At 33.5% G+C, this 19,868-nt stretch carries 21 protein-coding genes; 5 read left to right on the forward strand and 16 right to left on the reverse strand.

What is annotated here, in order from left to right; translation table 11 throughout:
* Positions 1-35: 35 nt before the first annotated feature.
* Both rluF and GIY83_RS23570 read right to left on the reverse strand, forming a co-directional pair.
* Positions 36-887, reverse strand: a complete 852-nt coding sequence (rluF, locus tag GIY83_RS23565; protein WP_208683784.1) for a 23S rRNA pseudouridine(2604) synthase RluF — start codon at positions 885-887, stop codon at positions 36-38.
* Between the two features lie 269 nt (positions 888-1,156).
* Positions 1,157-1,501 (reverse strand): antibiotic biosynthesis monooxygenase, encoded by a 345-nt coding sequence (locus GIY83_RS23570; RefSeq protein ID WP_208683786.1) that lies wholly within the window; start codon positions 1,499-1,501, stop codon positions 1,157-1,159.
* 208 nt (positions 1,502-1,709) lie between these two features.
* Between GIY83_RS23570 and GIY83_RS23575 the strand changes: the two genes are divergently transcribed.
* On the forward strand, positions 1,710-2,390 hold the full coding sequence (locus tag GIY83_RS23575; RefSeq protein WP_208683788.1) for a helix-turn-helix transcriptional regulator: 681 nt from the start codon (positions 1,710-1,712) through the stop codon (positions 2,388-2,390).
* Positions 2,391-2,663: 273 nt separating this feature from the next.
* On the opposite strand, the gene GIY83_RS23580 is transcribed toward GIY83_RS23575, so the two are convergent.
* The 3 genes from GIY83_RS23580 to GIY83_RS23590 all read right to left on the reverse strand — a co-directional run bounded on the left by GIY83_RS23580 (position 2,664) and on the right by GIY83_RS23590 (position 5,585).
* Positions 2,664-3,524: an alpha/beta fold hydrolase gene (locus GIY83_RS23580; RefSeq protein ID WP_194616896.1), complete on the reverse strand. Its 861-nt coding sequence runs from the start codon at positions 3,522-3,524 to the stop codon at positions 2,664-2,666.
* Between the two features lie 183 nt (positions 3,525-3,707).
* Positions 3,708-4,487 carry a zinc ribbon domain-containing protein gene (locus tag GIY83_RS23585; protein ID WP_194616895.1) on the reverse strand — a complete coding sequence of 260 codons (780 nt, stop codon included), beginning with the start codon at positions 4,485-4,487 and terminating at the stop codon, positions 3,708-3,710.
* 3 nt (positions 4,488-4,490) lie between these two features.
* Positions 4,491-5,585 (reverse strand): Nif3-like dinuclear metal center hexameric protein, encoded by a 1,095-nt coding sequence (locus GIY83_RS23590; RefSeq protein WP_194616894.1) that lies wholly within the window; start codon positions 5,583-5,585, stop codon positions 4,491-4,493.
* Between the two features lie 210 nt (positions 5,586-5,795).
* On the opposite strand from GIY83_RS23590, the gene GIY83_RS23595 reads away from it, so the two are divergent.
* The 3 genes from GIY83_RS23595 to lpxK are packed head-to-tail and all read left to right on the forward strand — an operon-like array spanning position 5,796 to position 7,327.
* Positions 5,796-6,038, forward strand: a complete 243-nt coding sequence (locus tag GIY83_RS23595) for a DUF2683 family protein (RefSeq protein WP_208683790.1) — start codon at positions 5,796-5,798, stop codon at positions 6,036-6,038.
* Entirely contained in the window at positions 6,020-6,301 is a 282-nt protein-coding gene (locus GIY83_RS23600; protein ID WP_208683791.1) for a Txe/YoeB family addiction module toxin, read from the forward strand. The genes GIY83_RS23595 and GIY83_RS23600 overlap by 19 nt, the downstream gene beginning before the upstream one ends.
* 3 nt (positions 6,302-6,304) lie before the next feature.
* Complete coding sequence (gene lpxK, locus GIY83_RS23605) at positions 6,305-7,327, forward strand: tetraacyldisaccharide 4'-kinase (protein WP_208683793.1); 1,023 nt, start codon at positions 6,305-6,307, stop codon at positions 7,325-7,327.
* 12 nt (positions 7,328-7,339) lie between these two features.
* On the opposite strand, the gene GIY83_RS23610 is transcribed toward lpxK, so the two are convergent.
* The 3 genes from GIY83_RS23610 to lipA all read right to left on the reverse strand — a co-directional run bounded on the left by GIY83_RS23610 (position 7,340) and on the right by lipA (position 11,495).
* On the reverse strand, positions 7,340-9,511 hold the full coding sequence (locus tag GIY83_RS23610) for an ATP-binding protein (RefSeq protein ID WP_208683795.1): 2,172 nt from the start codon (positions 9,509-9,511) through the stop codon (positions 7,340-7,342).
* A gap of 26 nt (positions 9,512-9,537) precedes the next feature.
* Positions 9,538-10,536 carry a type I glyceraldehyde-3-phosphate dehydrogenase gene (gene gap / locus GIY83_RS23615; RefSeq protein WP_208683797.1) on the reverse strand — a complete coding sequence of 333 codons (999 nt, stop codon included), beginning with the start codon at positions 10,534-10,536 and terminating at the stop codon, positions 9,538-9,540.
* 92 nt (positions 10,537-10,628) lie between these two features.
* Positions 10,629-11,495, reverse strand: a complete 867-nt coding sequence (gene lipA / locus GIY83_RS23620) for a lipoyl synthase (protein WP_194616888.1) — start codon at positions 11,493-11,495, stop codon at positions 10,629-10,631.
* Between the two features lie 327 nt (positions 11,496-11,822).
* On the opposite strand from lipA, the gene GIY83_RS23625 reads away from it, so the two are divergent.
* On the forward strand, positions 11,823-12,701 hold the full coding sequence (locus GIY83_RS23625) for a M48 family metalloprotease (protein WP_194616887.1): 879 nt from the start codon (positions 11,823-11,825) through the stop codon (positions 12,699-12,701).
* A 68-nt stretch (positions 12,702-12,769) separates the two neighbouring features.
* Here GIY83_RS23625 and GIY83_RS23630 read toward each other — a convergent pair whose 3' ends face one another.
* The 8 genes from GIY83_RS23630 to GIY83_RS23665 form a co-directional block, all read right to left on the reverse strand.
* Complete coding sequence (locus GIY83_RS23630; RefSeq protein ID WP_065450978.1) at positions 12,770-13,150, reverse strand: PH domain-containing protein; 381 nt, start codon at positions 13,148-13,150, stop codon at positions 12,770-12,772.
* A gap of 336 nt (positions 13,151-13,486) precedes the next feature.
* Positions 13,487-14,305 (reverse strand): energy transducer TonB, encoded by an 819-nt coding sequence (locus GIY83_RS23635; RefSeq protein ID WP_208683799.1) that lies wholly within the window; start codon positions 14,303-14,305, stop codon positions 13,487-13,489.
* A 155-nt stretch (positions 14,306-14,460) separates the two neighbouring features.
* Entirely contained in the window at positions 14,461-15,012 is a 552-nt protein-coding gene (locus GIY83_RS23640; protein ID WP_194616885.1) for an RNA polymerase sigma factor, read from the reverse strand.
* Positions 15,003-16,109, reverse strand: coding sequence for a glycosyltransferase (locus tag GIY83_RS23645; RefSeq protein WP_194616884.1), 1,107 nt, complete (start codon positions 16,107-16,109; stop codon positions 15,003-15,005). Before GIY83_RS23645 ends, GIY83_RS23640 begins: the two co-directional genes overlap by 10 nt.
* An 83-nt stretch (positions 16,110-16,192) precedes the next feature.
* Positions 16,193-16,807 (reverse strand): FMN-binding negative transcriptional regulator, encoded by a 615-nt coding sequence (locus GIY83_RS23650; RefSeq protein ID WP_194616883.1) that lies wholly within the window; start codon positions 16,805-16,807, stop codon positions 16,193-16,195.
* A 2-nt stretch (positions 16,808-16,809) separates the two neighbouring features.
* Positions 16,810-17,277 (reverse strand): GNAT family N-acetyltransferase, encoded by a 468-nt coding sequence (locus tag GIY83_RS23655; RefSeq protein WP_208683801.1) that lies wholly within the window; start codon positions 17,275-17,277, stop codon positions 16,810-16,812.
* Between the two features lie 85 nt (positions 17,278-17,362).
* A complete protein-coding gene (gene murB, locus GIY83_RS23660) occupies positions 17,363-18,376 on the reverse strand; it encodes a UDP-N-acetylmuramate dehydrogenase (RefSeq protein WP_208683803.1) in 1,014 nt (337 codons plus the stop codon).
* A gap of 62 nt (positions 18,377-18,438) precedes the next feature.
* A complete protein-coding gene (locus GIY83_RS23665; protein WP_208683804.1) occupies positions 18,439-19,848 on the reverse strand; it encodes a rhomboid family intramembrane serine protease in 1,410 nt (469 codons plus the stop codon).
* Between the last annotated feature and the right edge of the window lie 20 nt (positions 19,849-19,868).

Consider the following 19,868-nt stretch of genomic DNA (forward strand, 5'->3'; position numbering starts at 1 on the left):
GCAGCAACGAAAGGGTCTTTTTTTATAAGATCAATTTAATAATCTCCTTTTTTCTTAAATCTGGGATCATCCTTTGATATAAAATCTGTTCGTCGCTTAGGAACATCATCTTTTGATAAAAAATCAGTTCGTCGTCTTGGAGCTTCAGGTTTTGGTAAACTTGCTTCTTCGGTTTTGCTTGACGGTTCAATTAAATGATTTAATTCTTTAATTTCATCATCAGTCAAATCACGATAACGTCCCACCGGAACATCAAGCGAAATATTGATAATTCTGATACGTTTAAGCGCCGTTACGTCATAACCCAGATATTCGGTCATTCTACGAATTTGGCGGTTTAAACCCTGCGTTAAAATGATTTTAAAAGTAAATTGACTAATCTGCTCTACTTTACATTTTTTGGTTACAGTATCCAGAATCGGGATACCATTTCCCATACGTTGTATAAAACGTTCTGTAATAGGTTTGTTTACCGTTACGGTATATTCTTTTTCGTGGTTGTTTCTGGCGCGTAAAATTTTGTTTACAATATCGCCGTCATTCGTCATAAAAATTAATCCTTCACTGGCTTTGTCCAATCGTCCAATTGGGAAAATGCGTTTTGGATAATTAATATAATCCACAATATTATTTCGAACTTCAAGATTCGTGGTGCATTCAATTCCAACCGGTTTGTTGAAAGCCAGGTAAACCAATTTTTCGTGTTTCTCAATAATCAGTTTTCCGTCAATACGCACTTCGTCATTTTGCGAAACTTTCGTTCCCATTTCAGGTACAACACCATTTATTGTTACGCGTCCTTCTTCAATAAGTTTATCAGCTTCACGGCGGGAACAATATCCTGTTTCACCAATAAATTTATTCAGACGTTTTAAATTCTCTTCCATACTGCAAAAGTAAGCAAAATTTGGACTTCTTAGAATTTTAGATTATTAGATCTTTGGATTGTTGGGTTGTTGGATTGGTAGAATTTTAGATTTCACACAATCTAGTCATCCTGAGGGACGAAGGATCACATGAGTAATTCCGTAAAGAAAGTTGATAATCTTTGTCGAGTTTCTGGTGTGATCCTTCGTTCCTCAGGATGACAAACATGCGGTTACTTTATCTAAAAAAACCTTTGCCCCTTTGAACCTCTGCGCCTTTGAACCTTATTTTAAGAATGAAACTCAGAACTATCCTCAGGCGTTTCTTTCCTCTCAAACATTCCGTAATCGCGAACAACTGTGGCAATTCTTAAATGGTAGTCTTTAAAAACTTCATTTCGGCCTTTTGCCTGTGCGTGACGGTGCATTTCGAGATTTCGCCATTGCTGGATGCTTTCTTCATCTTTCCAAAAAGATAAGGATAGAACTTTCTCAGGATCGCTAAAACTCTGAAAACGTTCTATCGAAATAAATCCGTCGATATAGTCTAATTCTGGTCGCAGACTTGCGGCGATGTTCAGATATTCTTCTTTTTTTCCTTCGTTAGGGATTACTTCAAAAATTACTGCTATCATATTTTGTTTTTTATTTTATCGCATCCAGATACTTTAGCTAATCTGGCATTAATCAAGGGTTCGTATTTTATATTATTTTCTAAAAGTGTAATCGTTTTATATTCATGAAATAAAAACCATAAAACTTCACTAGGCTGACGGAATAAAGCAAAGTTATTTAACTTTACAAAAGAATACTTCATTCTATATTTAACTATGGAAACCTAAAATGGAAGATCAATTTATAAAAGCGGCAGGATTAATTGGAGACGCCACGCGTGCAGCCATTATGTGGACATTGTTAGACGGAAGAGCTTTTACAGCCACAGAGCTTTCGATTGCTGTAAATACATCGCCGCAAAATATGAGTATGCATTTGGGTAAACTTCTTGAGGCAAATTTACTGACTGTCAAAAAACAAGGCCGACATAAATATTATAGATTTTCGAGTAAAGAAGTAGCCTACGTTGTTGAAGCTATGGCTAATCTTATCCCCAAGCCGGAGATTTCTTCAAAAAAGAAAACCGAAAATTATCCTCCCGTAAAATATTGCCGAACGTGTTATGATCATCTGGCGGGTAAAATAGGAGTGGCTTTAGCCGATAGTTTAGTAGAACAAAAAGTAATAATCGAAAAGAATAGTACTTTCGAAATTAGTCCCGAAGGAGAAAAATGGTTTTCAGATTTTGGAATTAATTTAGAAGAAGCTCAAAAGCAAAAAAGAATATTCTTAAAACCTTGCCTTGACTGGAGCGAAAGACGATATCATATCGCAGGATCAGTAGGAACTTTGTTGTTGAATAAAATGCTGGAGAAAGACTGGATCAGAAAAACCAAAGATTCAAGGGCAATCATAATAACAGGAAAAGGCGAAAAAGAAATGTTGAAGTCTTTTAAAATAGTTGTTTAGATTTGCCACAAAGACACAAAGGCACTAAGTTTTATTTTCATTTTACGCTGAAAAAAGAAAAACTTAAAACAAAATAAATAGCTAATAATGATACGCAGATGACGCGGATTTGCATTGCAAAAACGCAGATTTAAACGGATTTTTTTCTTTACAATCCTCTATTCTCAATCTTGTCATCCTGAGGAACGAAGAATCACACTAGAAACTCCGCAGAGAATATACAATACAATTAGAATGAAAAAAAAAACTCTGATCCTTAGCGACTGAGCGGCATTAAGCCTTTTCTACAGAAAACAAAAACTCAATTACTTTCTCATACAATTCATCATCATGCATACCATGGCCTAAACCTTCAGTTTCTATAAACTGACTATTCTTCCAGTTACTGGCAATTTTTCGACCTTCTTCAAAAGCAACAATCTTATCTGAAGTATCATGAGCGATAAAACCGGCAACATTAAATTGTGATGCGAATTTTTGTGCGGAGAAATCCCCAATTTTAAAATTGAAACGATTGATGAATTTAGTTTCAAGAAGTGAAAACATCTTAGTATTCAGACTCAACATGGCAATATAATTGTCGATCAGTGTTTTTAAGTCTGATGGCGCTCCAAGAATCACCATTTTATTAATGCTCGTATTCGGGAATAAATATTGATGATAAACGCAAGCCGCACCACCAATTGAGTGACCAATAATAATGGTTGGTTGGTATTTCTCGACCGCTTTGTTTATAAATTCAGCATAAAGCGGAATATTAAATTCCTTACCGCTGCTTTGTCCGTGAGCGGGAGCATCAATAGCAATAATGGTACTTCCGGATTTCTGAAGATGTGGTAATGTTTTTTTCCAGCGCGAAGCATTACTTTCCCAACCGTGAACGAGAAGAATTTTGGTTTGATTCCCTTTCCATATATACGTCTGAAAATGATGTTCGTTATGATGAAACGTTTCGGTTTCTGTATTTTTTAATATTTTGGGTAAATCTTCTTTTTGTAATCGACCAACTCTGGGCTGGCTAAAAAGAGCATAAGAAAGTTCAACAGCTTTTTGTGGGCGAACATAGCTTAAGAAGTTGATATAAGACCCAACCGATTTTAATGTAATGAAACGAATTCCTTTTTTAATTCCCAAAACTTAATTTTTTTATAAAGGTAAAAAATAAGATTTTAAACTGGATAAAAATTGTTTTGCCACAGATTAAAAGGATTAACACAGATTGAATTACTCAGCTTTGAGATAAAATAATCCTTTATAATCTTTTTAATCTGTGGCAAAAAAAACAAAAAAAAAGTCCCGATAAAATCGGGACTCGTATTAGAATTTAGAGAACAATTGTTCCATTTTTTCTTTTTCTTCTTCAGCTAATGCGCTGTCAACTAAAATTCTTCCAGAGTGCTCATCAGTAATGATTTTCTTTCTAGAAGCAATTTCTACCTGCGTTTGAGGTGGAATTGTGAAGAATGATCCTGCAGAAGCTCCTCTTTCGATAGATACAACCGCTAAACCATTACGAACACTACTTCTAATTCTAGTGTAAGCAGCTAATAATCTTTCTTCGATCTGAGCAGAATACTCAGCTGATTTCTCAGACAAGAAGATTTCTTCTTTTTGAGTTTCAGCCATAATAGCATCAAGTTCAGATTTTTTATGTTTTAAATGAGAACTTTTAGCGTCAAGTTTTTCTTTTAAGTTCGAAGTAACTTCTTTCTTATGTTCGATAGAAGCTTTCATTTCTTTGATTTGCTTTTCAGCCAATTGAATTTCTAATTCCTGAAATTCAACCTCTTTAGTCAAAGAATTAAATTCTCTGTTATTACGAACTGATTCTTGTTGTTTTGTGTATTTTTTGATAACCTCTTTGTGCTCATCAATTGCATTTTTCTTTGCTTTGATAAGATCTTCAATAACCTCAAGTTCACTTTTCAGTTTCTCTGAACGCGTGCTTAAACCTGCAACTTCATCTTCTAGATCTTCCACCTCTAAAGGAAGTTCTCCTCTCACGTTTCTGATTTCGTCAATTCTAGAGTCAATAAGCTGTAAATCGTATATTGCTCTTAACTTGTCCTCAACACTTAATTCTTTCGTATTCGCCATATTCTATAAGTACTTAACTGGATTTGTATTTTCTTCTGATAAAATGATGGCAAAATTAAGGATTTTTTTTCGAAGATAATCAACAATATAGTTTTTTGTATAGCGTTCGCTCTCAAAATGACCAATATCGGCTAAAAGTAGTTGGTTTTCGGCTTCATAAAATTGATGGTATTTTAAATCGGCAGTCAAAAAAGAATCGGCTCCGGCCATAATTGCATTTTTTATGGCAAAACTTCCTGAGCCTCCCAAAACGGCAACTTTCCTGATTTTTTTTCCTGTAAAGGCCGAATGACGAATTCCGTTGGCAATCATTTTATTTTTTACAAAAAGCAAAAAATCTTTTTCATCCATTTCTGTTTCAAATTCACCAATCATTCCCAAGCCAATATTTTGATGGGAGTTTTGTAAATCATAAACTTCATAAGCTACTTCTTCGTAAATATGATTCGCGAAAAGAGCTTTTAAAATTCGGGATTGTAAATGTTTTTCAAAAACAACTTCAATTTTTATTTCGGTTCCGGTATGTAATTTTCCTCTTTCTCCAATGACAGGATTACTGTCTTCATTTCCCTGAAAAGTAAAAAAGCCTTCGGTATTAAAACTACAATTGTCATAATTGCCTATAGTTCCTGCTCCAGCCTGAAACAAGGCGTTTCGGACGTTATCAGCATTATCAGGAGTAGTGTAAGTAACTAGTTTTTTGATAAAACTCTGTTTCGGAATTAAAACCTTAGTATTCGTTAATCCTAAAGCATCACAAAATATTTTATTAACTCCAGCCGAATGATTATCTAAAGCTGTGTGAACGGCATAAATAGCAATATCATTTTTGATGGCTTTCAGGATAGCGCGCTCTACATAATTTTTACCCGTAATTTTTTTAATTCCGGAGAATAAAATCGGGTGAAAGCAAACTACCAGATTGCAGTTTTTAGCAATGGCTTCATCGATTACATTTTCTAAAGCATCATGACAAACTAAAATCCCAGTACTTTCGGTTTCAGCATCGCCAACTAAAAGACCAACATTGTCAAAATCTTCGGCGTAAGCCAAAGGAGCCATTTCTTCCAGGACTGCTAATATTTCTTTGATTTTCATTATTCTTTTGTTTCAGGTTTCAAGTTTCAGGTTTTACATTGTAATTTGAAACTTTAAATTTGAAACAAATTAACGAAAAATAATATACTTTGAGAGCTTGATGCTTTAGTTAAAAGTTGTTGCCAAGTATAAATAGTTGATACTGGTGGTGTAAATTACTGATATTAAATTGTACGATTTTCGTATATTTGTAGTTCTAAACCTAAAGTCATGACTACAATAAAAGTTAACGAGCAAACGAAGACAGGAAAAGCATTTATGGCGATGTTTGAAGCTTTTTTTAAAGGTGTTGAAGGTATTGAGATCGTTGAACCAACATATGGAAAGGTTAATGAAGAGCCAAGTATTTACAGCTCTGAATTTATTGAAAAAGTTAAAAAAGCGGAAGAGAATATTAGACAAGGAAAAACGACAAGATTAAATCCAGATGATATATGGGGAAGTATTTTGTAGAATTTGACGATATTGCTCGTAAAGATTTAAAAAATCACTATAAATCAGAAAATAAAGCTACTATAAAAAAGATTGAAAAAATACTTTTAGAATTGACTGAAACTCCTTTTTTTGGAGAAGGACAACCGGAGGAATTGAAATATAATTTTAATGGGTATTGGTCTAGAAGGATTAATCAAAAAGACCGAATGATTTATCGAGTAGAAGAAGAAATTGTGACCGTTATTATAGTTTCTGCAATGGGACATTATTCTGATAAATAATATATGAACTTACTTCGAAAAATACTTTTTCCTTTCGCCGTTTTATACGGATTCATTACAAGCATTCGTAATTTTCTTTTTGATAAAGGATTTCTCAAATCGACTTCATTTAATATTTCTGTAATAGCCGTTGGGAATTTAAGCGTAGGTGGAACCGGGAAAACTCCTCAAATAGAATATTTAATACGGTTATTATCTGATCAATATAAAGTGGCTACTTTAAGCCGTGGTTATAAACGAAAATCTGAAGGTTTTGTTTTGGCCAGTTCAAGTTCTAATGCAGAAATTCTAGGCGATGAACCTTTTCAGTTTTATCAAAAATTCCCTCATATTCAGGTTGCAGTGGATGCCAACAGAACAAACGGAATTATACAATTGCTTTCGCAGAATGAAAAGCCAGAGGTTATTTTATTAGATGACGCCTACCAACACCGACAAGTAAAAGCGGGTTTTTATATTTTATTAAGTTCGTACGGTGATTTATATGCCGATGATTTTATGCTGCCAACGGGAAATCTTCGCGAGAGCAGAAGTGGAGCCAATAGGGCAAATATTGTAATTGTTACGAAATGCCCGAAAGATTTGTCAGATACAGAACAAGCAGAAATTCTTTTGAAATTGAAACTGACTTGTTCGCAGCAAATCTATTTTACGTTTATAGATTACGATGATTATATTTATGGAGAAAATAAAAAAATAGCTGTAAATGAAATAAAATCAGAATCGAAATTGCTTCTTGCAGGAATTGCAAAACCAACGCCGTTTTTTAATTATTTAAAAAATGAAAATGATGAATGCCTGACTTATCCGGATCATCATAATTTCTCGGAGAGTGATTTAGAGTCGATTCAGGGTAAAGCGGGTAATAAAAAAATCATTACAACAGAAAAGGATTATGTGCGTTTAAAAGATTCTAAACTGGCTTCGCAATTGTATTATCTGCCAATAAGAAGTACGTTTATCAATCATCAGCAAAATTTTGACGCAACGATTTTAGAGTATGTTAAATTAAACTCCGAATCTTAGCAGCTACAAGAATTAATCGAAAAACTTCGCAATAATACTATAAAACTCATCGGGAACAAAAGGTTTTGTAATAACATCATTCATCCCAAAAGATAAAAGCATGTCTCTGTTTTCGTCAAGCGAAATTGCTGTTAAGGCAATAATTGGGGTTGTTTTATCAAATTCCCTGATTAATTTTGTGGCCGTTGTGCCATTGATTCCGGGTAAATGAACATCCATTAAAATCATATCGAACCTTTTTACTTTTAAAAGCTCAACTGCATCTTCGCCATTATCGATTATTTCGCAGGTGATGGCTTTATTTTCTAGCATTTTTCGAGTAATCATTTGATTGATTTTGTTGTCTTCAATCAATAAAATCGACTTGTGTTTTAATTGTTTGTCGTTATAGGGTTTTGCTTCTTTTACCACTTCCAAAGGTTCATTGTTAATCTTAAATTTCAATTTAAAGGTAAAAGTAGAACCTTTACCCACTTCACTTTTTAGTTTTATTTCGCCTCCTAAAAGTTCAATCAGTTTTTTTACGATTGTTAATCCTAAACCAGTTCCGCCATATTTGCGATTGACTTCGATTGAGCCTTGCGAAAAGCTTTCAAAAACAGTTTGCAGTTTGTCTTCTGGAATACCAATTCCTGTGTCTACAATTTCAAAATAGACTGTAGCGCTATCTTCTTCTTTCGTATATAATTTTGCAATTACATTTACATTGCCGTTTTGTGTAAATTTTAAAGCATTATTAATTAGGTTTAAAATGATTTGAGAAATCTTAGTAGGATCACCAATTAAATTATCCGGAATAGCATCATCTATTTCAAGGTTGAAATAGTTTTTGTTGGCCGTTGCTAATTCTTTTAAGGAGCTTTGAATATTGAATAACAACTCTTTTAAATTGAAACTAATATTTTCTATTTCAACTTTTGTCGAGTCGATTTTATTAATTTCCAGAATTTCATTGATAAATGTCGTGAGATAGTTTCCTGAAAACTTTAAAGATTCTAGATATTTTAATTGTGTTTTTTTTGGATTATCCTGAAGAAGTAAATGCGTAATTCCGTTAATAGCATTTAAGGGCGTCCGGAGCTCATGACTTACCGTTGATAGAAATTCGGATCTGGCTTTTGACGCCTTTTCAGCTTTGTTTTTGGCTAAAATAAGTTCTTTGTTTTTTTCTCTTAAAAGTAAGTTATTCTGATTTCGAATAATATTATTTTTATACAATGCTAAGCTTAAAAGAGATAAAATCGAAATAAGTGCAATGGCCAGAATGCTGACCAATTTAGAATAACGATATGTTTTTAACTGAATTTTTTCTTCGCTTTCGCGTTTAATTGTATTGTTTAAGGATTGATTCTTTTTGAATTTTTCGAACTCATTAAGATCAAGTTTTGCATTTTTTATTTTTAAAATATAATTTTCTAACTGATAATGCTCATCCAGATAAGAGTAGGCGAGGTCAAAGTTTTTGTTTTTTTTGTAATATTGGCTTATCGCTAAAATGATTTTGGACTTCTGAGCCAGATTATTGCTTTTTGAATTGTATTCTAAGGCGCTGTCCAGATAAATTATAGCAGAATCATTTCGTTTAAGTTGTGTTTCGATTACCCCTAGTTGGTAATAGGCATCAGTCTTAGTTTTTAGGATAGAAGGGGTGTCAGCTCTTTGTGTTATTTCGCGAAAAGATTTTGCAGCAAGAGGTAAATTTTTATTTGCTTTAAATGCCATCGCTTTTTGATAGTTCAAAACTTGGGCATGATCAGTCATTTTTAACTGATTCAAAAGCGATTTGGCTTTTTTGTAATAAAGAGCAGCGGTTTCATAATCGCCTTTTGCAGTATTAGCTACGCCAATATAGTGCAATGCCAGAACTTTGGTACAAGTTGGTTTTACGCTGTCAAATGAAGCAACACTTTTATGAAAACTCTTTAGGGCTTCATCGTATTTATGTTGTTTGTAGTAAATTTTTCCAAGCTTAAAAGTTTGATTGGCTAAACCTTCATGTTTGTGATTTGATTCGCAAAAATTGATAGATTTTTGGGTATAAAAAACAGCTTGGTTGTATTTTTTATTTTCCAGATTTTTATTGACTAATTTGTTGTAATAGGAAACACTGTCCGTATTCTTTTTGGATTGAGAATACAAAAATGAATTAAAAAAACAAAAAAGAATAAAAAAGTGGTATTTCATGTAATGCAATGCTTTTACAATGAATCTTATGTTTTTCTTGTACGCAAAATCAAATCGATTAATCTTGATGAATAGCCAATTTCGTTATCGTACCAACCCACAACTTTTACCATTTTGTCAATGACAGAGGTTAATTGCGCGTCAAACAAACACGAATGTGTATTGCCAATTACATCAACAGAAACAATAGGATCTTCTGTGTAATCTAATATTCCTTTTAAATTTGTTTTTGAGGCTTCTTGAAATGCTTTATTTATTTCTTCAATAGTAACAGCACGTTTTACATTAAACGTAATATCTGTCAATGAACCATCGGGAACGGGAACGCGAATTCCACAACCTCCGATTTTTTCATGCAATTTAGGAAAAATTTTTGTTAATGCCTTAGCTGCACCTGTAGTTGTTGGAACAATTGACTGACTTGCACCTCTTGCACGGCGTAAATCCTTATGTGGCTGGTCGTGAAGACTTTGGTCTGTAGTGTAAGAATGTATCGTTGTGATGTACGCTTGCTCAATTCCGCACAATTCATCGATGATTTTTATCATCGGGGCAGCATTATTTGTGGTGCAACTTGCGTTTGAAATAATGTTTTCGCTTCCATCCAGGATATTTTCGTTAACTCCCAAAACGACTGTTTTGATCGTATCCACTTCTGAAGGAGCTGAAAGAATTACTTTTTTAGCACCTGCTTCAAGATGAGCGTTTAGTTCTTCGTGGGTTTTGTATTTTCCTGTAGATTCTATTACAAAATCAATATTATGGCTTTTCCAGTCTAACTTTGAAATGCTTTTTTCATGAAAAAATAAATAATGTTTTTCATTAACAATTATTCCTGTTTCGTCATGACTAACGATAAAAGGTAAAACCCCATGAATACTGTCGTATTTTGTCAAATGGGCCATGGTTTTGTTATCGGCAATATCGTTGATGGCAACAACTTCAATGTCAGGATGGTTTAAAAGTAAGCGGAATAAATTTCTACCAATTCTTCCGAAACCATTAATAGCAATTCTTGTTTTCAAGTGCTTTGTTTATTTGTTTAAATTGTTCAATCGTTTATTTGTTTCGCCGCTGATGCGATTAAACAAATAAACGATTGAACCAATAACTTTTTTTATAGAATATGTTTTTGTGCTTTGTATGAAGAACGAACTAAAGGTCCACTTTCGACATGACGGAAACCTAATTCAAGACCAAATTTCTCGTATCGTGCAAATTGATCGGGGGTAATAAATTCTTTTACAGGTAAATGTTTTTTACTTGGCTGTAGGTATTGACCAATAGTAACAACATCAACATTTGCATTGCGTAAATCTGTCATAGTCTGAAAAACTTCTTCTTCAGTTTCTCCAAGACCTAACATAATTCCGGATTTGGTTCTGTTAATTCCTTTTTCTTTCAGGTAACGTAAAACCTCTAAACTACGATCGTATTTTGCCTGAATGCGTACTTCACGAGTCAAACGACGAACCGTTTCAACGTTGTGAGATACTACTTCAGGATTTGCTTCCACAATTCGGTCCAGGTTTCTTTCGATTCCTTGAAAATCAGGGATTAAAGTTTCAAGAGTAGTGTGTGGATTCATTCTTCGAATGGCCTTTACGGTTTCGATCCAGATAATAGAACCGCCATCTTTCAAATCATCTCTGTCAACACTTGTAATAACAGCGTGCTTGATGTTCATGATTTTTATAGAACGAGCCACTTTTTCAGGTTCGTCCCAATCTACGGTTTCCGGTCTTCCGGTTTTTACACCGCAAAATCCGCATGAACGCGTACAAACATTTCCTAAAATCATAAAAGTAGCTGTTCCTTCACCCCAACATTCACCCATATTTGGGCAACTTCCTGAGGTACAAATGGTGTTTAAGCTATATTTATCGACCAAACCGCGAAGTTCAGTATATTTTTGTCCAATTGGAAGTTTTACTTTTAACCATTTAGGTTTTCCAGTTGGTATATTTTCAATGACTGTTTCCATATATCAAAATTCAAAGTACAAAGATAAGGAATGTAGTTTATTTGATGATTCGTTTACCATTTAATTTGGTGTTGATCTCTTTATAGTTTGAAAAGCTGTTTTGATGATAATTCTACCCACGTGTTAAATTATTGTTTTTAAATCATGATGCTAATAAAATCCGTTAATTTTTGTTTGTTTATTTGAGTAAGAAGGATAATTATAGCACAGGGTTGATTTTTACTCGTTTAATATTTATATCTTTATTTGTTATAAATTGTATTTAATTGAAATAGAAAAAACTAAACATTGTAATACATTTGTTGTTAAATTGTAATAATATAAAACATGAAAAAGAAATTTATTGTATTGGGAGTTTTGTTTGCCGCTTTTGGTTTTACTAAAATGAATGCGCAGATTAATTTTGGCGAAAAAGCCATTGGAGCTGTTCAAAAAGGAGTAACTGGTTTTACGTTTAGTAATGCCGATGCAGCTGCACTTTCTAAAGCTGCAGTAGATAAGATGGATACTGAAAATGAAGTTGCAAGTGCAACAGATCCTTACACTTTAAGATTGAACAGAGTTTTTGGAAAATATACTACTGGTGACGGATATACTTTAAATTATAAAGTGTATAAATTAAAGGAAGTTAATGCTTTTGCAACTGCAGACGGAAGTGTTCGTGTATATTCGGGTTTAATGGATATCATGGATGATAATGAGCTTCTTGCAGTAATTGGCCATGAAATTGGTCACGTTGCCAATAATGATTCAAGAGATGCGATAAAAGCAGCTTACAGAAAAGAAGCTTTGTTAGAAGGTGCGGCTTCACAATCTGCTACGATTGCAAGCGTTACAGATAGTCAGCTGGGTAAAATAGGAAGCGCGATAATCGACAGTAAATTTAGCCGTAAACAAGAAGCCGAAGCTGATTTGTTCTCATACAATTTCTTGAAAAAGAATGGTTATAATGTAAATGCCGAAGAATCTGCTTTTAGAATTCTGGCGAAGATGAGCGAAGGATCGCAAGCGTCATTTATCGATCAGATGATGAGTTCGCATCCGGATTCACAACAAAGAGCCGAAGATGCTAAGAAAAGAGCAGAAAAAGATGGTTTGTACAAACCGTATGTGCAACAAAAAATTGTAAATACTGCACCGGTAGCTACGAAAACAACAACCAAAAAAGCTGCCACTAGGAAAAAAACAACTACTAAAAAGAAATAATAATTTCTGACAGTAAAATAAAACCCGATAAGTTTCTGAGAAATTTGTCGGGTTTATTATTTTTGATACTAACCTAAAACGTGAAAAGCCAGTACTTTTTGTACATCATACACGTTTACAGATTTATTAAATTGTTTTACAATACTTGGGTTTAGTTCGCTTGAAACCCAAATTTTTAATTCGGCATCAAGATCAAAAGTTCCTGCGGTTTCTACGCTAAAACGAGTGATGCTTTTGTAGGCGATCGATTTGTATTCTGTTTTGCTGCCCGTTATTCCTTGTACGTCAACTAAGATTAATCTTTTATTCGTAAAGATAAAAGTATCGCGGATTAATTTAAAACCCATTTCGATCTCTTCATTATCAGTCAAAAGCTGACCGTATTTTTTAATTAAATCTTCCTGACTTACAGAACCGGCGTTGCCAAGGATAGCTGAAAATATTCCCATTTTTTAGTTTTTAATTTTGATAGATTTGATTTTCCTTTAAAAGGTGTTGTAAAAGTAATTAAAATTTAATCTCGTAAAGTCGCAAAGATGGAAAGCTTTTTAAAAATTTAATCGCGCAAAGGAGCAGAGTCGCAAAGCTTTTTTTAAAGTTTTGAATTTTTAAACTTTGCGTCTTTGTGGCTTTGCGTGAGGTTTTCTTTGCTGAGAAAAAAAAAACATAAAAATTTGAAGGAGCAAAGTCGTAATTTGGGGTATCAGGATGATCGAAAGAAATTTTCGTTGTTGAGGTAACGCGCAAAAAAAAAGCAGAACCTAAATTCTGCTTTTCTATTTTTATTATTGAGCTTCCGTTTTTATAGTGATCGGAAGGTTATAGGCAGTTCGAACTGCTTTCCCGTTTAATACTCCGGGAATCCATTTTGTTTTTAATGATTTTAATACTCTGATCGCTTCTTTTCCAAGTCCGTAACCAGGATCGTTTTTTACCATGATATCGGTAATAGAACCATCTCTTTCGATTACGAATGAAACATACACTCTTAATGTTTTTTCAGCATCCAATTCCGGTCTGTTGAAATTGTTACCTACATAAGTGTAAAACTTAGCCATTCCTCCTGGAAATTCCGGCATTTTATCTAAAAGTGCAGTTGGTAAAGGTTCATTAGTAATGACAGGTACTTCGGCTTCGCCACCTCCACCTCCAGTAGTTGGTATTGCGTTTACAACAGATCCTGTTCCTGTAGGATTTTCTACAGCAGGAGCATTATTTGCATTAGTCGCAATTTCAGGAGTAGCTTGATCTGGTGCAGCAACAACAGGATTTGTTAATTGTGTACTGGTAGCTGGCGCTGCAGCTGCACTTTGTTGCTGAGGAACTACTGGCTCTTCTGTTTTTGGAATAACAGGATGTACCTCATACGGTGTTACAACTAATGGACCAGGATCTAATGGTACTATTTTTGTCGGAACAGGCCTGAATTTGTTAATTAACACTGATACACTTCCCAAAGCGGCTAATAATAGCAAACCCATAAATAGAGCTGAGATGGTGGTTTTTGAATTCTCCTGGCGTAATTGGTAGGCGCCGTACTCTTTGTTTTTGTTTTCGAAAACAAGATTGGTCCAGCTTGTTTCGTAGATACTTGATTTAGACATGATTTATGGATTTTAAGGTTAAGTAACATTTAAATCATAAGCAATAAGGTTTTGGGTTTAGCAAACAACGAAGCGTTGTTGTTTTAATGTGTGGATAATTTACTTTTTTAAGAATAAAGTGAATTATATTTTATTCTTTACCTAAAGATAATAAATTATCTATTACGTTCGATGATTTCTGCCAATAATTTTTTAGCACGAAGTAATTTTACTTTTACATTGCTTAAAGGTTCATCGATTTTAAGTGCGATTTCCTGATAAGTCATTTCCTGAAAATAACGCAACTGGATTACTTCCTGATAATGTGGTTTCAGTTCTTTGATGCATTGTAGCAATCGCGAAAGATTTTGCTCTTTAATTAAAGCATCTTCGGCTGATGGAGTGGGGTCGGCAATATTGTAAGCCTGTTGGTCTTCGTTATCAGTGATCTCTATAAAAAGATTGGTTTTCTTTTTACGCAATAAATCAATATATACATTTTTTGCAATAGCAATTAACCAAGTGTTGAATTGAAATTCAGGGTTGTAAGAGCCTATTTTGTCAAAAGCTTTAGAGAAGGTTTCGATGGTGATATCTTCGGCAGTAGTTTCGTTTTCAGTGCGCTTTAGCATAAAGCCGTACACTTCGTTCCAGAAATAATCTAATAAAAAAGTAAAGGCGATTTGATCGCCCTTTTTCGCTTTTTCTATTTTAGAATTTATTTCCAATATACAGGTTTTGAAAAGATATTAGTTATAAAGATATTAATTTGCGTGAATATAAGCATGATTTCTACGATAGGAAACCAAACTTTAATATCATTTTCTTTTAATTTTCCGGCAGAAAATCCAATTACAGTCCATGCCACGGTATAACGTGTTGCTAAAATAGCCAGTACAGCAATCCATTGAAATTGGAAAGCCAATAATACTATAACTAAGATAAAGAAGAATAATTGTGATATAAAAAACAGACCCAGCTGCATTTTGTCGAAAAACTTATAATGTTCAGCGGTAGAAATGTGTCTTCTTTTTTGAGTAAACCATTCTCTGTAAGTTTCTTTTGGTTTCGAGTAGGTGAAACTTTCCGGAGTATAGGATATAGTTGTATTGTTTTTGTTTGCCGCCTGATTGATAAACAAATCATCATCGCCAGAACGAATCTGGATGTGTTCGATAAAACCATTTACATTAAAAAACTCTTCTTTTTTATAAGCTAAATTACGGCCAACTCCCATGTACGGAAGTCCTAATTTTGCCCATGAAAAATATTGTACGGCTGTTAAAACAGTTTCAAAACGAATGATTTTATTTAGTAAAGAACGCTCTACTTTTTCATAACCTCCGTATCCTAAAACAATTGTTTTATTCATGGTAAATTGAGAAGTCATTGCCGTGATCCAGTTTTTTGAAGTAGGATAACAATCAGCATCAGTAAATAACAAGTATTCTTTTTTGGATGCTTTGATTCCTAAGGTTAAAGCATATTTTTTATTTCCCCAAAAAGCTTCATTATTTTGCACTTTTACTAAACGAATATTAGGATATAGTTGTTCGAATTGCTCAAAAACTTCTAGGGTTTCGTCGCTTGAAGCATCGTCTATTAAAACAATTTCAAAATCAGGATAATCTTGTTCTGCCAATAACGGAATAAACTTTTTTACGTTTTCTTCTTCATTTTTAGCACAAACAATTACAGATACAGGCAATTTTTTTGATGTAATATCTTGTGGTTTAGCAAAAGCAAACTTTCCAAAAATTCCTAAGTAGTAGAAAACCTGGATAACAACAATAGCAATAAAGAAGTAAAATAAAGTTATAAGCATCTGATTTTAATGTCTTTTAATTTCTGAATCTTGCGCGTGCAAATGTACTTATGAATTCCTAGATTTCAATGGCTAAAGCCAATTTACTTTCGGCATTTCGACATTTCTTTCGCAACAGCAATAGCCTGAGGGTTTTCAGTTTTTTCTAATTCCGTAATAATGTTTTTATAATTGTGGTCGTCGCGGTTCTGAGACAGTTTTTTGGTAGCCTGAATTTCATCAATTTCAATTTCAAAACCAAATACTCCTCTGGCTTCGCGCATTGTTTTTGTTGATAAATCCTCAACACGAACCGGATTTTCAGAAGTGGCTTCGTATTTATCAACCAATTTTTTAAGTTGTTCTATTGTGGTGGCTTCGTCTACAATTTTAATTCGGCCATAAACATGTACGGCTATATAATTCCAGGTAGGTACATTTTCATGATCGTACCAGGAAGACGAAATATAACTATGCGGACCTGTAAAAACAGCTAAAACCTGATCGTTTTGGGCAAAACCTTCTGCTTGTGTATTTAATTTTGAAATATGTCCTTGCAAAACTTCTTTTCCCTCAGCTGTAACTTCAAGTTCTATGGGGATATGTGTTGCGCATAATTTTCCGTGTGTCTGGTTGATCAGAATGCCAAAACTGTTTTCTTTCAAAAAAGCTCTGATCGATTCAGGATCTTCGTCTTTGTATATTTTAGGAGTATACATTTTTATGAATTTTGATTTAAAGATTTTCCCAGACAAATGGCTTCTGTTCGATCTGTATATTTTCCGTAATTCGGAATTATTTTATAACCTTGTTTTTGATAAAACCGAACAGCACTTTTGTTTTTTACTCGTGTTTCTAAAATCAAATTAGCATAACCAAGATTTACAGCTTTATTTTCTAAAAAGTCTAAAATCGTTTGTCCGATTTTCTTTCCAGGATATTTGGCATACATTCGTTTTACTTCTCCAGTAGTTGGGTCAATTGGTCTGATGGCTCCGCAACCCACAATTTCAGTATTAATTTGAGCTATAACAAATACAAACTTTGAATTTTCATTCTCCCAATCCTGAAAAGAATTCTTTCCGTCACTTCCAAAACGAATATAAAGATTTTCTGATAATTCTTCTGTGATTGCCAAAACTTTTTCGTCGTCTGGATTTTCGATTTTTATGGAAATAAGTTCTTTCATTTGAGAAAAGTAGAGTAGTGTTTTTTTGCCACGAATTCCACGAATTTACACTAATTAATTCTCGGTAATTCGTGGCGAAAAGAATCTAAATAATATTAACTTCAGCTTCAATATGAATTCCGAACTTTTCGAAAACCGTTTTTTGAACATCTTTTGAAACTGCTAAAATCTCCTGTCCTGTTGCGTTTCCGTAATTTACCAAAACCAAAGCCTGATTTTTATGCACTCCGGCGTCGCCAAAACGTTTTCCTTTAAAACCTGCTTGCTCAATTAGCCAGCCAGCAGGAACTTTTACTTCGGTTTCTGAAACTTCAAAGTATTTCATTTCAGGAAAGTTTTGATGAATTTTTTCGAAATCAGATTTCAATAAAATTGGGTTTTTAAAGAAGCTTCCGCTATTTCCCAGTTCTTTAGGATCCGGTAATTTGCTTTGTCTGATGGCAATTACAGCATTACTCACATCTTTTAAAGTGGGAGTAACGATATTATTTTTAGCCAATTCGGCCGTAATATCTCCGTATGAAGTATTGATTTTATGATTGCGCTTTGTTAGTTTGTAGACTACAGCCGTAATAATATATTGGTCTTTAACGTTGTTTTTGAAGATGCTTTCTCTGTATCCAAAATTGCATTCGGTATTCGTAAAAGTTTTTATTTCCTGAGTTTCAATGTTCATGGCTTCGCACGAAACAAAAGTATCTTTTATTTCGGTTCCATAAGCGCCAATATTCTGAACCGGAGTTGTACCCACATTTCCTGGAATCAGCGACATGTTTTCTAAACCTCCAAAATTGTTATCGATGGTATAAAGAACGAAATCGTGCCATGTTTCGCCAGCCTGACTTTCGACCCAGACAAAATCGTCATCTTCCTTAATGATTTTTTTGCCTTTTAAATCAATATGAATGACCAAAGCTTCAATATCTTTAGTTAAAAGCATATTGCTTCCGCCGCCTAGAATAAATTTTTTCTCGTTTTTGTGTTCTTTCAAAATCGACTTCAATTCATCAACTGAATGAACGGCAACAAATTGTCTGGCTTTGGCTTCGATACCAAATGTATTGTAGTTTTTTAAAGAAAAATTGGATTGGATTTCCATAAATAAAAGGCTTTTATAATCTGAGTTCAAAAGTAAGGATTATAATTTATTTGAGTTGTTTTTTATTCATTGTCAAATTCATTTTCTTCTCTTAATTGAGGAGACATTATGCAGCCCATCAGAAAGCCACTTACAAGTCCGCCGATGTGAGCTGCATTATCGACTCCAGCACCTAAAAGCCCCATAACTAAATTAATTCCGACATAACCTAAAATAAGGTTTAAAAATATTTTGCTGAAATTTGAAGGAAAAGCTTTGAAAACCAATAAAGCCAAAAATAAACCACATAGCCCGAAAATTGCACCAGATGCACCGACGCTAATCGTAACAGGATGCCAACAAGCACTAGCTATGCTTGCTAAAATTCCGGTTATTATATAAGCAGAAAGAAATTTTATTCTTCCAAGAGATGGTTCAAGAAACATTCCGATAAACCACAGTCCAATCATGTTATTGAATAAATGTATTATTCCGCCATGCAAAAATGTAGAAGTTAGTAATCTCCAAAATTGCCCCTCTTTGATGTAAGAACTGTAATTTGCGCCATATTCTAATAGATATTTGCTTTTAATAGAAAGAAAGCCATAGCTAAATCCGGCAAATAACATTATTAGAAAGATAATAATATTAAGGTTCAATAGAATAGGCGTAATGTAAAATTCTTCTTTAGGAGTTAAAAAACTTATAAGGTCTTTTAAATTTGAAGTTTTCCTGGAAATACTGGTTTTGTTTTTTTTAGATTTTGGTTGAAATTTTATAAAAGATAAAATTATTAACCAAACTAAAAAGCCTCCTGTTAATGTGCCAAGGAACCAGCTTAATTTCTCACCATTTCTGTTTCTAAAAGAATCTTTATGTGTTTCAAAAACAAGTGGTTCGTTAAAATCGTATTTTTTGTTTTCGTTAATAGCGTCATTAAAGTTTTCGTGATCGTCTGTATTGCCAATTAACTCTAAATAAGTAAAATCGTTAAAATTAGTTTTTACAAATTCAGCCTCAACTTCTTGTTCAAATTCATGATATTTTGTCTTTTTTTCATCAATAGAAAAATGATTGCTGATTTCTTTAGAATATCGCTTTCCTAACCAATACTTGCATTCGGTTTTTGAAGTGTCTTTTGTGTTTTCGAAAATTGGCATTGCAACATAAATCAGCATATTAAAATGTTCGTTGTTTTTGCCTGAAACATCACTGGTTTTAAAAACTCCAATATTCGTTTTGTCAATGTGGAATTTTCTTAAAGTGTAATACTTTGTTGTTTCCTTTTTTTCAAATTCATAGATTGTTTTAAGTTTGCTCAATTTGCCTGTTGCTGTAACCAAATATTCTTGTGCAATAATGGTCGGAATTGCAACAATTAAAACTGCTAAAAACTGAAAACCAAAAGATTTGTTGTCATCTTTAAATTTTAAAATTTTTAATCTTGGAATTAAAATAAAATATATGGGTAACCACGGTAATAGAAACGGCAACCAGAATTTTAAAAATATTT

Source organism: Flavobacterium sp. SLB02, from assembly GCF_009664855.1.
In the GTDB taxonomy this organism is placed as follows: domain Bacteria; phylum Bacteroidota; class Bacteroidia; order Flavobacteriales; family Flavobacteriaceae; genus Flavobacterium.

What these genes read in the sequence shown, in the direction of transcription:
- GIY83_RS23625 (WP_194616887.1), top strand. Translation starts at nt 11,823, where the DNA reads ATGAAAAAGAAATTTATTGTATTGGGAGTTTTGTTTGCCGCTTTTGGT.
- lipA (WP_194616888.1), bottom strand. Translation starts at nt 11,495, where the DNA reads ATGGAAACAGTCATTGAAAATATACCAACTGGAAAACCTAAATGGTTA.
- GIY83_RS23635 (WP_208683799.1), bottom strand. Translation starts at nt 14,305, where the DNA reads ATGTCTAAATCAAGTATCTACGAAACAAGCTGGACCAATCTTGTTTTC.
- GIY83_RS23575 (WP_208683788.1), top strand. Translation starts at nt 1,710, where the DNA reads ATGGAAGATCAATTTATAAAAGCGGCAGGATTAATTGGAGACGCCACG.
- murB (WP_208683803.1), bottom strand. Translation starts at nt 18,376, where the DNA reads ATGGAAATCCAATCCAATTTTTCTTTAAAAAACTACAATACATTTGGT.
- GIY83_RS23595 (WP_208683790.1), top strand. Translation starts at nt 5,796, where the DNA reads ATGACTACAATAAAAGTTAACGAGCAAACGAAGACAGGAAAAGCATTT.
- GIY83_RS23590 (WP_194616894.1), bottom strand. Translation starts at nt 5,585, where the DNA reads ATGAAAATCAAAGAAATATTAGCAGTCCTGGAAGAAATGGCTCCTTTG.
- GIY83_RS23600 (WP_208683791.1), top strand. Translation starts at nt 6,020, where the DNA reads ATGGGGAAGTATTTTGTAGAATTTGACGATATTGCTCGTAAAGATTTA.
- rluF (WP_208683784.1), bottom strand. Translation starts at nt 887, where the DNA reads ATGGAAGAGAATTTAAAACGTCTGAATAAATTTATTGGTGAAACAGGA.
- GIY83_RS23570 (WP_208683786.1), bottom strand. Translation starts at nt 1,501, where the DNA reads ATGATAGCAGTAATTTTTGAAGTAATCCCTAACGAAGGAAAAAAAGAA.
- GIY83_RS23655 (WP_208683801.1), bottom strand. Translation starts at nt 17,277, where the DNA reads ATGAAAGAACTTATTTCCATAAAAATCGAAAATCCAGACGACGAAAAA.
- GIY83_RS23645 (WP_194616884.1), bottom strand. Translation starts at nt 16,109, where the DNA reads ATGCTTATAACTTTATTTTACTTCTTTATTGCTATTGTTGTTATCCAG.
- lpxK (WP_208683793.1), top strand. Translation starts at nt 6,305, where the DNA reads ATGAACTTACTTCGAAAAATACTTTTTCCTTTCGCCGTTTTATACGGA.
- GIY83_RS23630 (WP_065450978.1), bottom strand. Translation starts at nt 13,150, where the DNA reads ATGGGAATATTTTCAGCTATCCTTGGCAACGCCGGTTCTGTAAGTCAG.
- GIY83_RS23650 (WP_194616883.1), bottom strand. Translation starts at nt 16,807, where the DNA reads ATGTATACTCCTAAAATATACAAAGACGAAGATCCTGAATCGATCAGA.
- GIY83_RS23585 (WP_194616895.1), bottom strand. Translation starts at nt 4,487, where the DNA reads ATGGCGAATACGAAAGAATTAAGTGTTGAGGACAAGTTAAGAGCAATA.
- GIY83_RS23610 (WP_208683795.1), bottom strand. Translation starts at nt 9,511, where the DNA reads ATGAAATACCACTTTTTTATTCTTTTTTGTTTTTTTAATTCATTTTTG.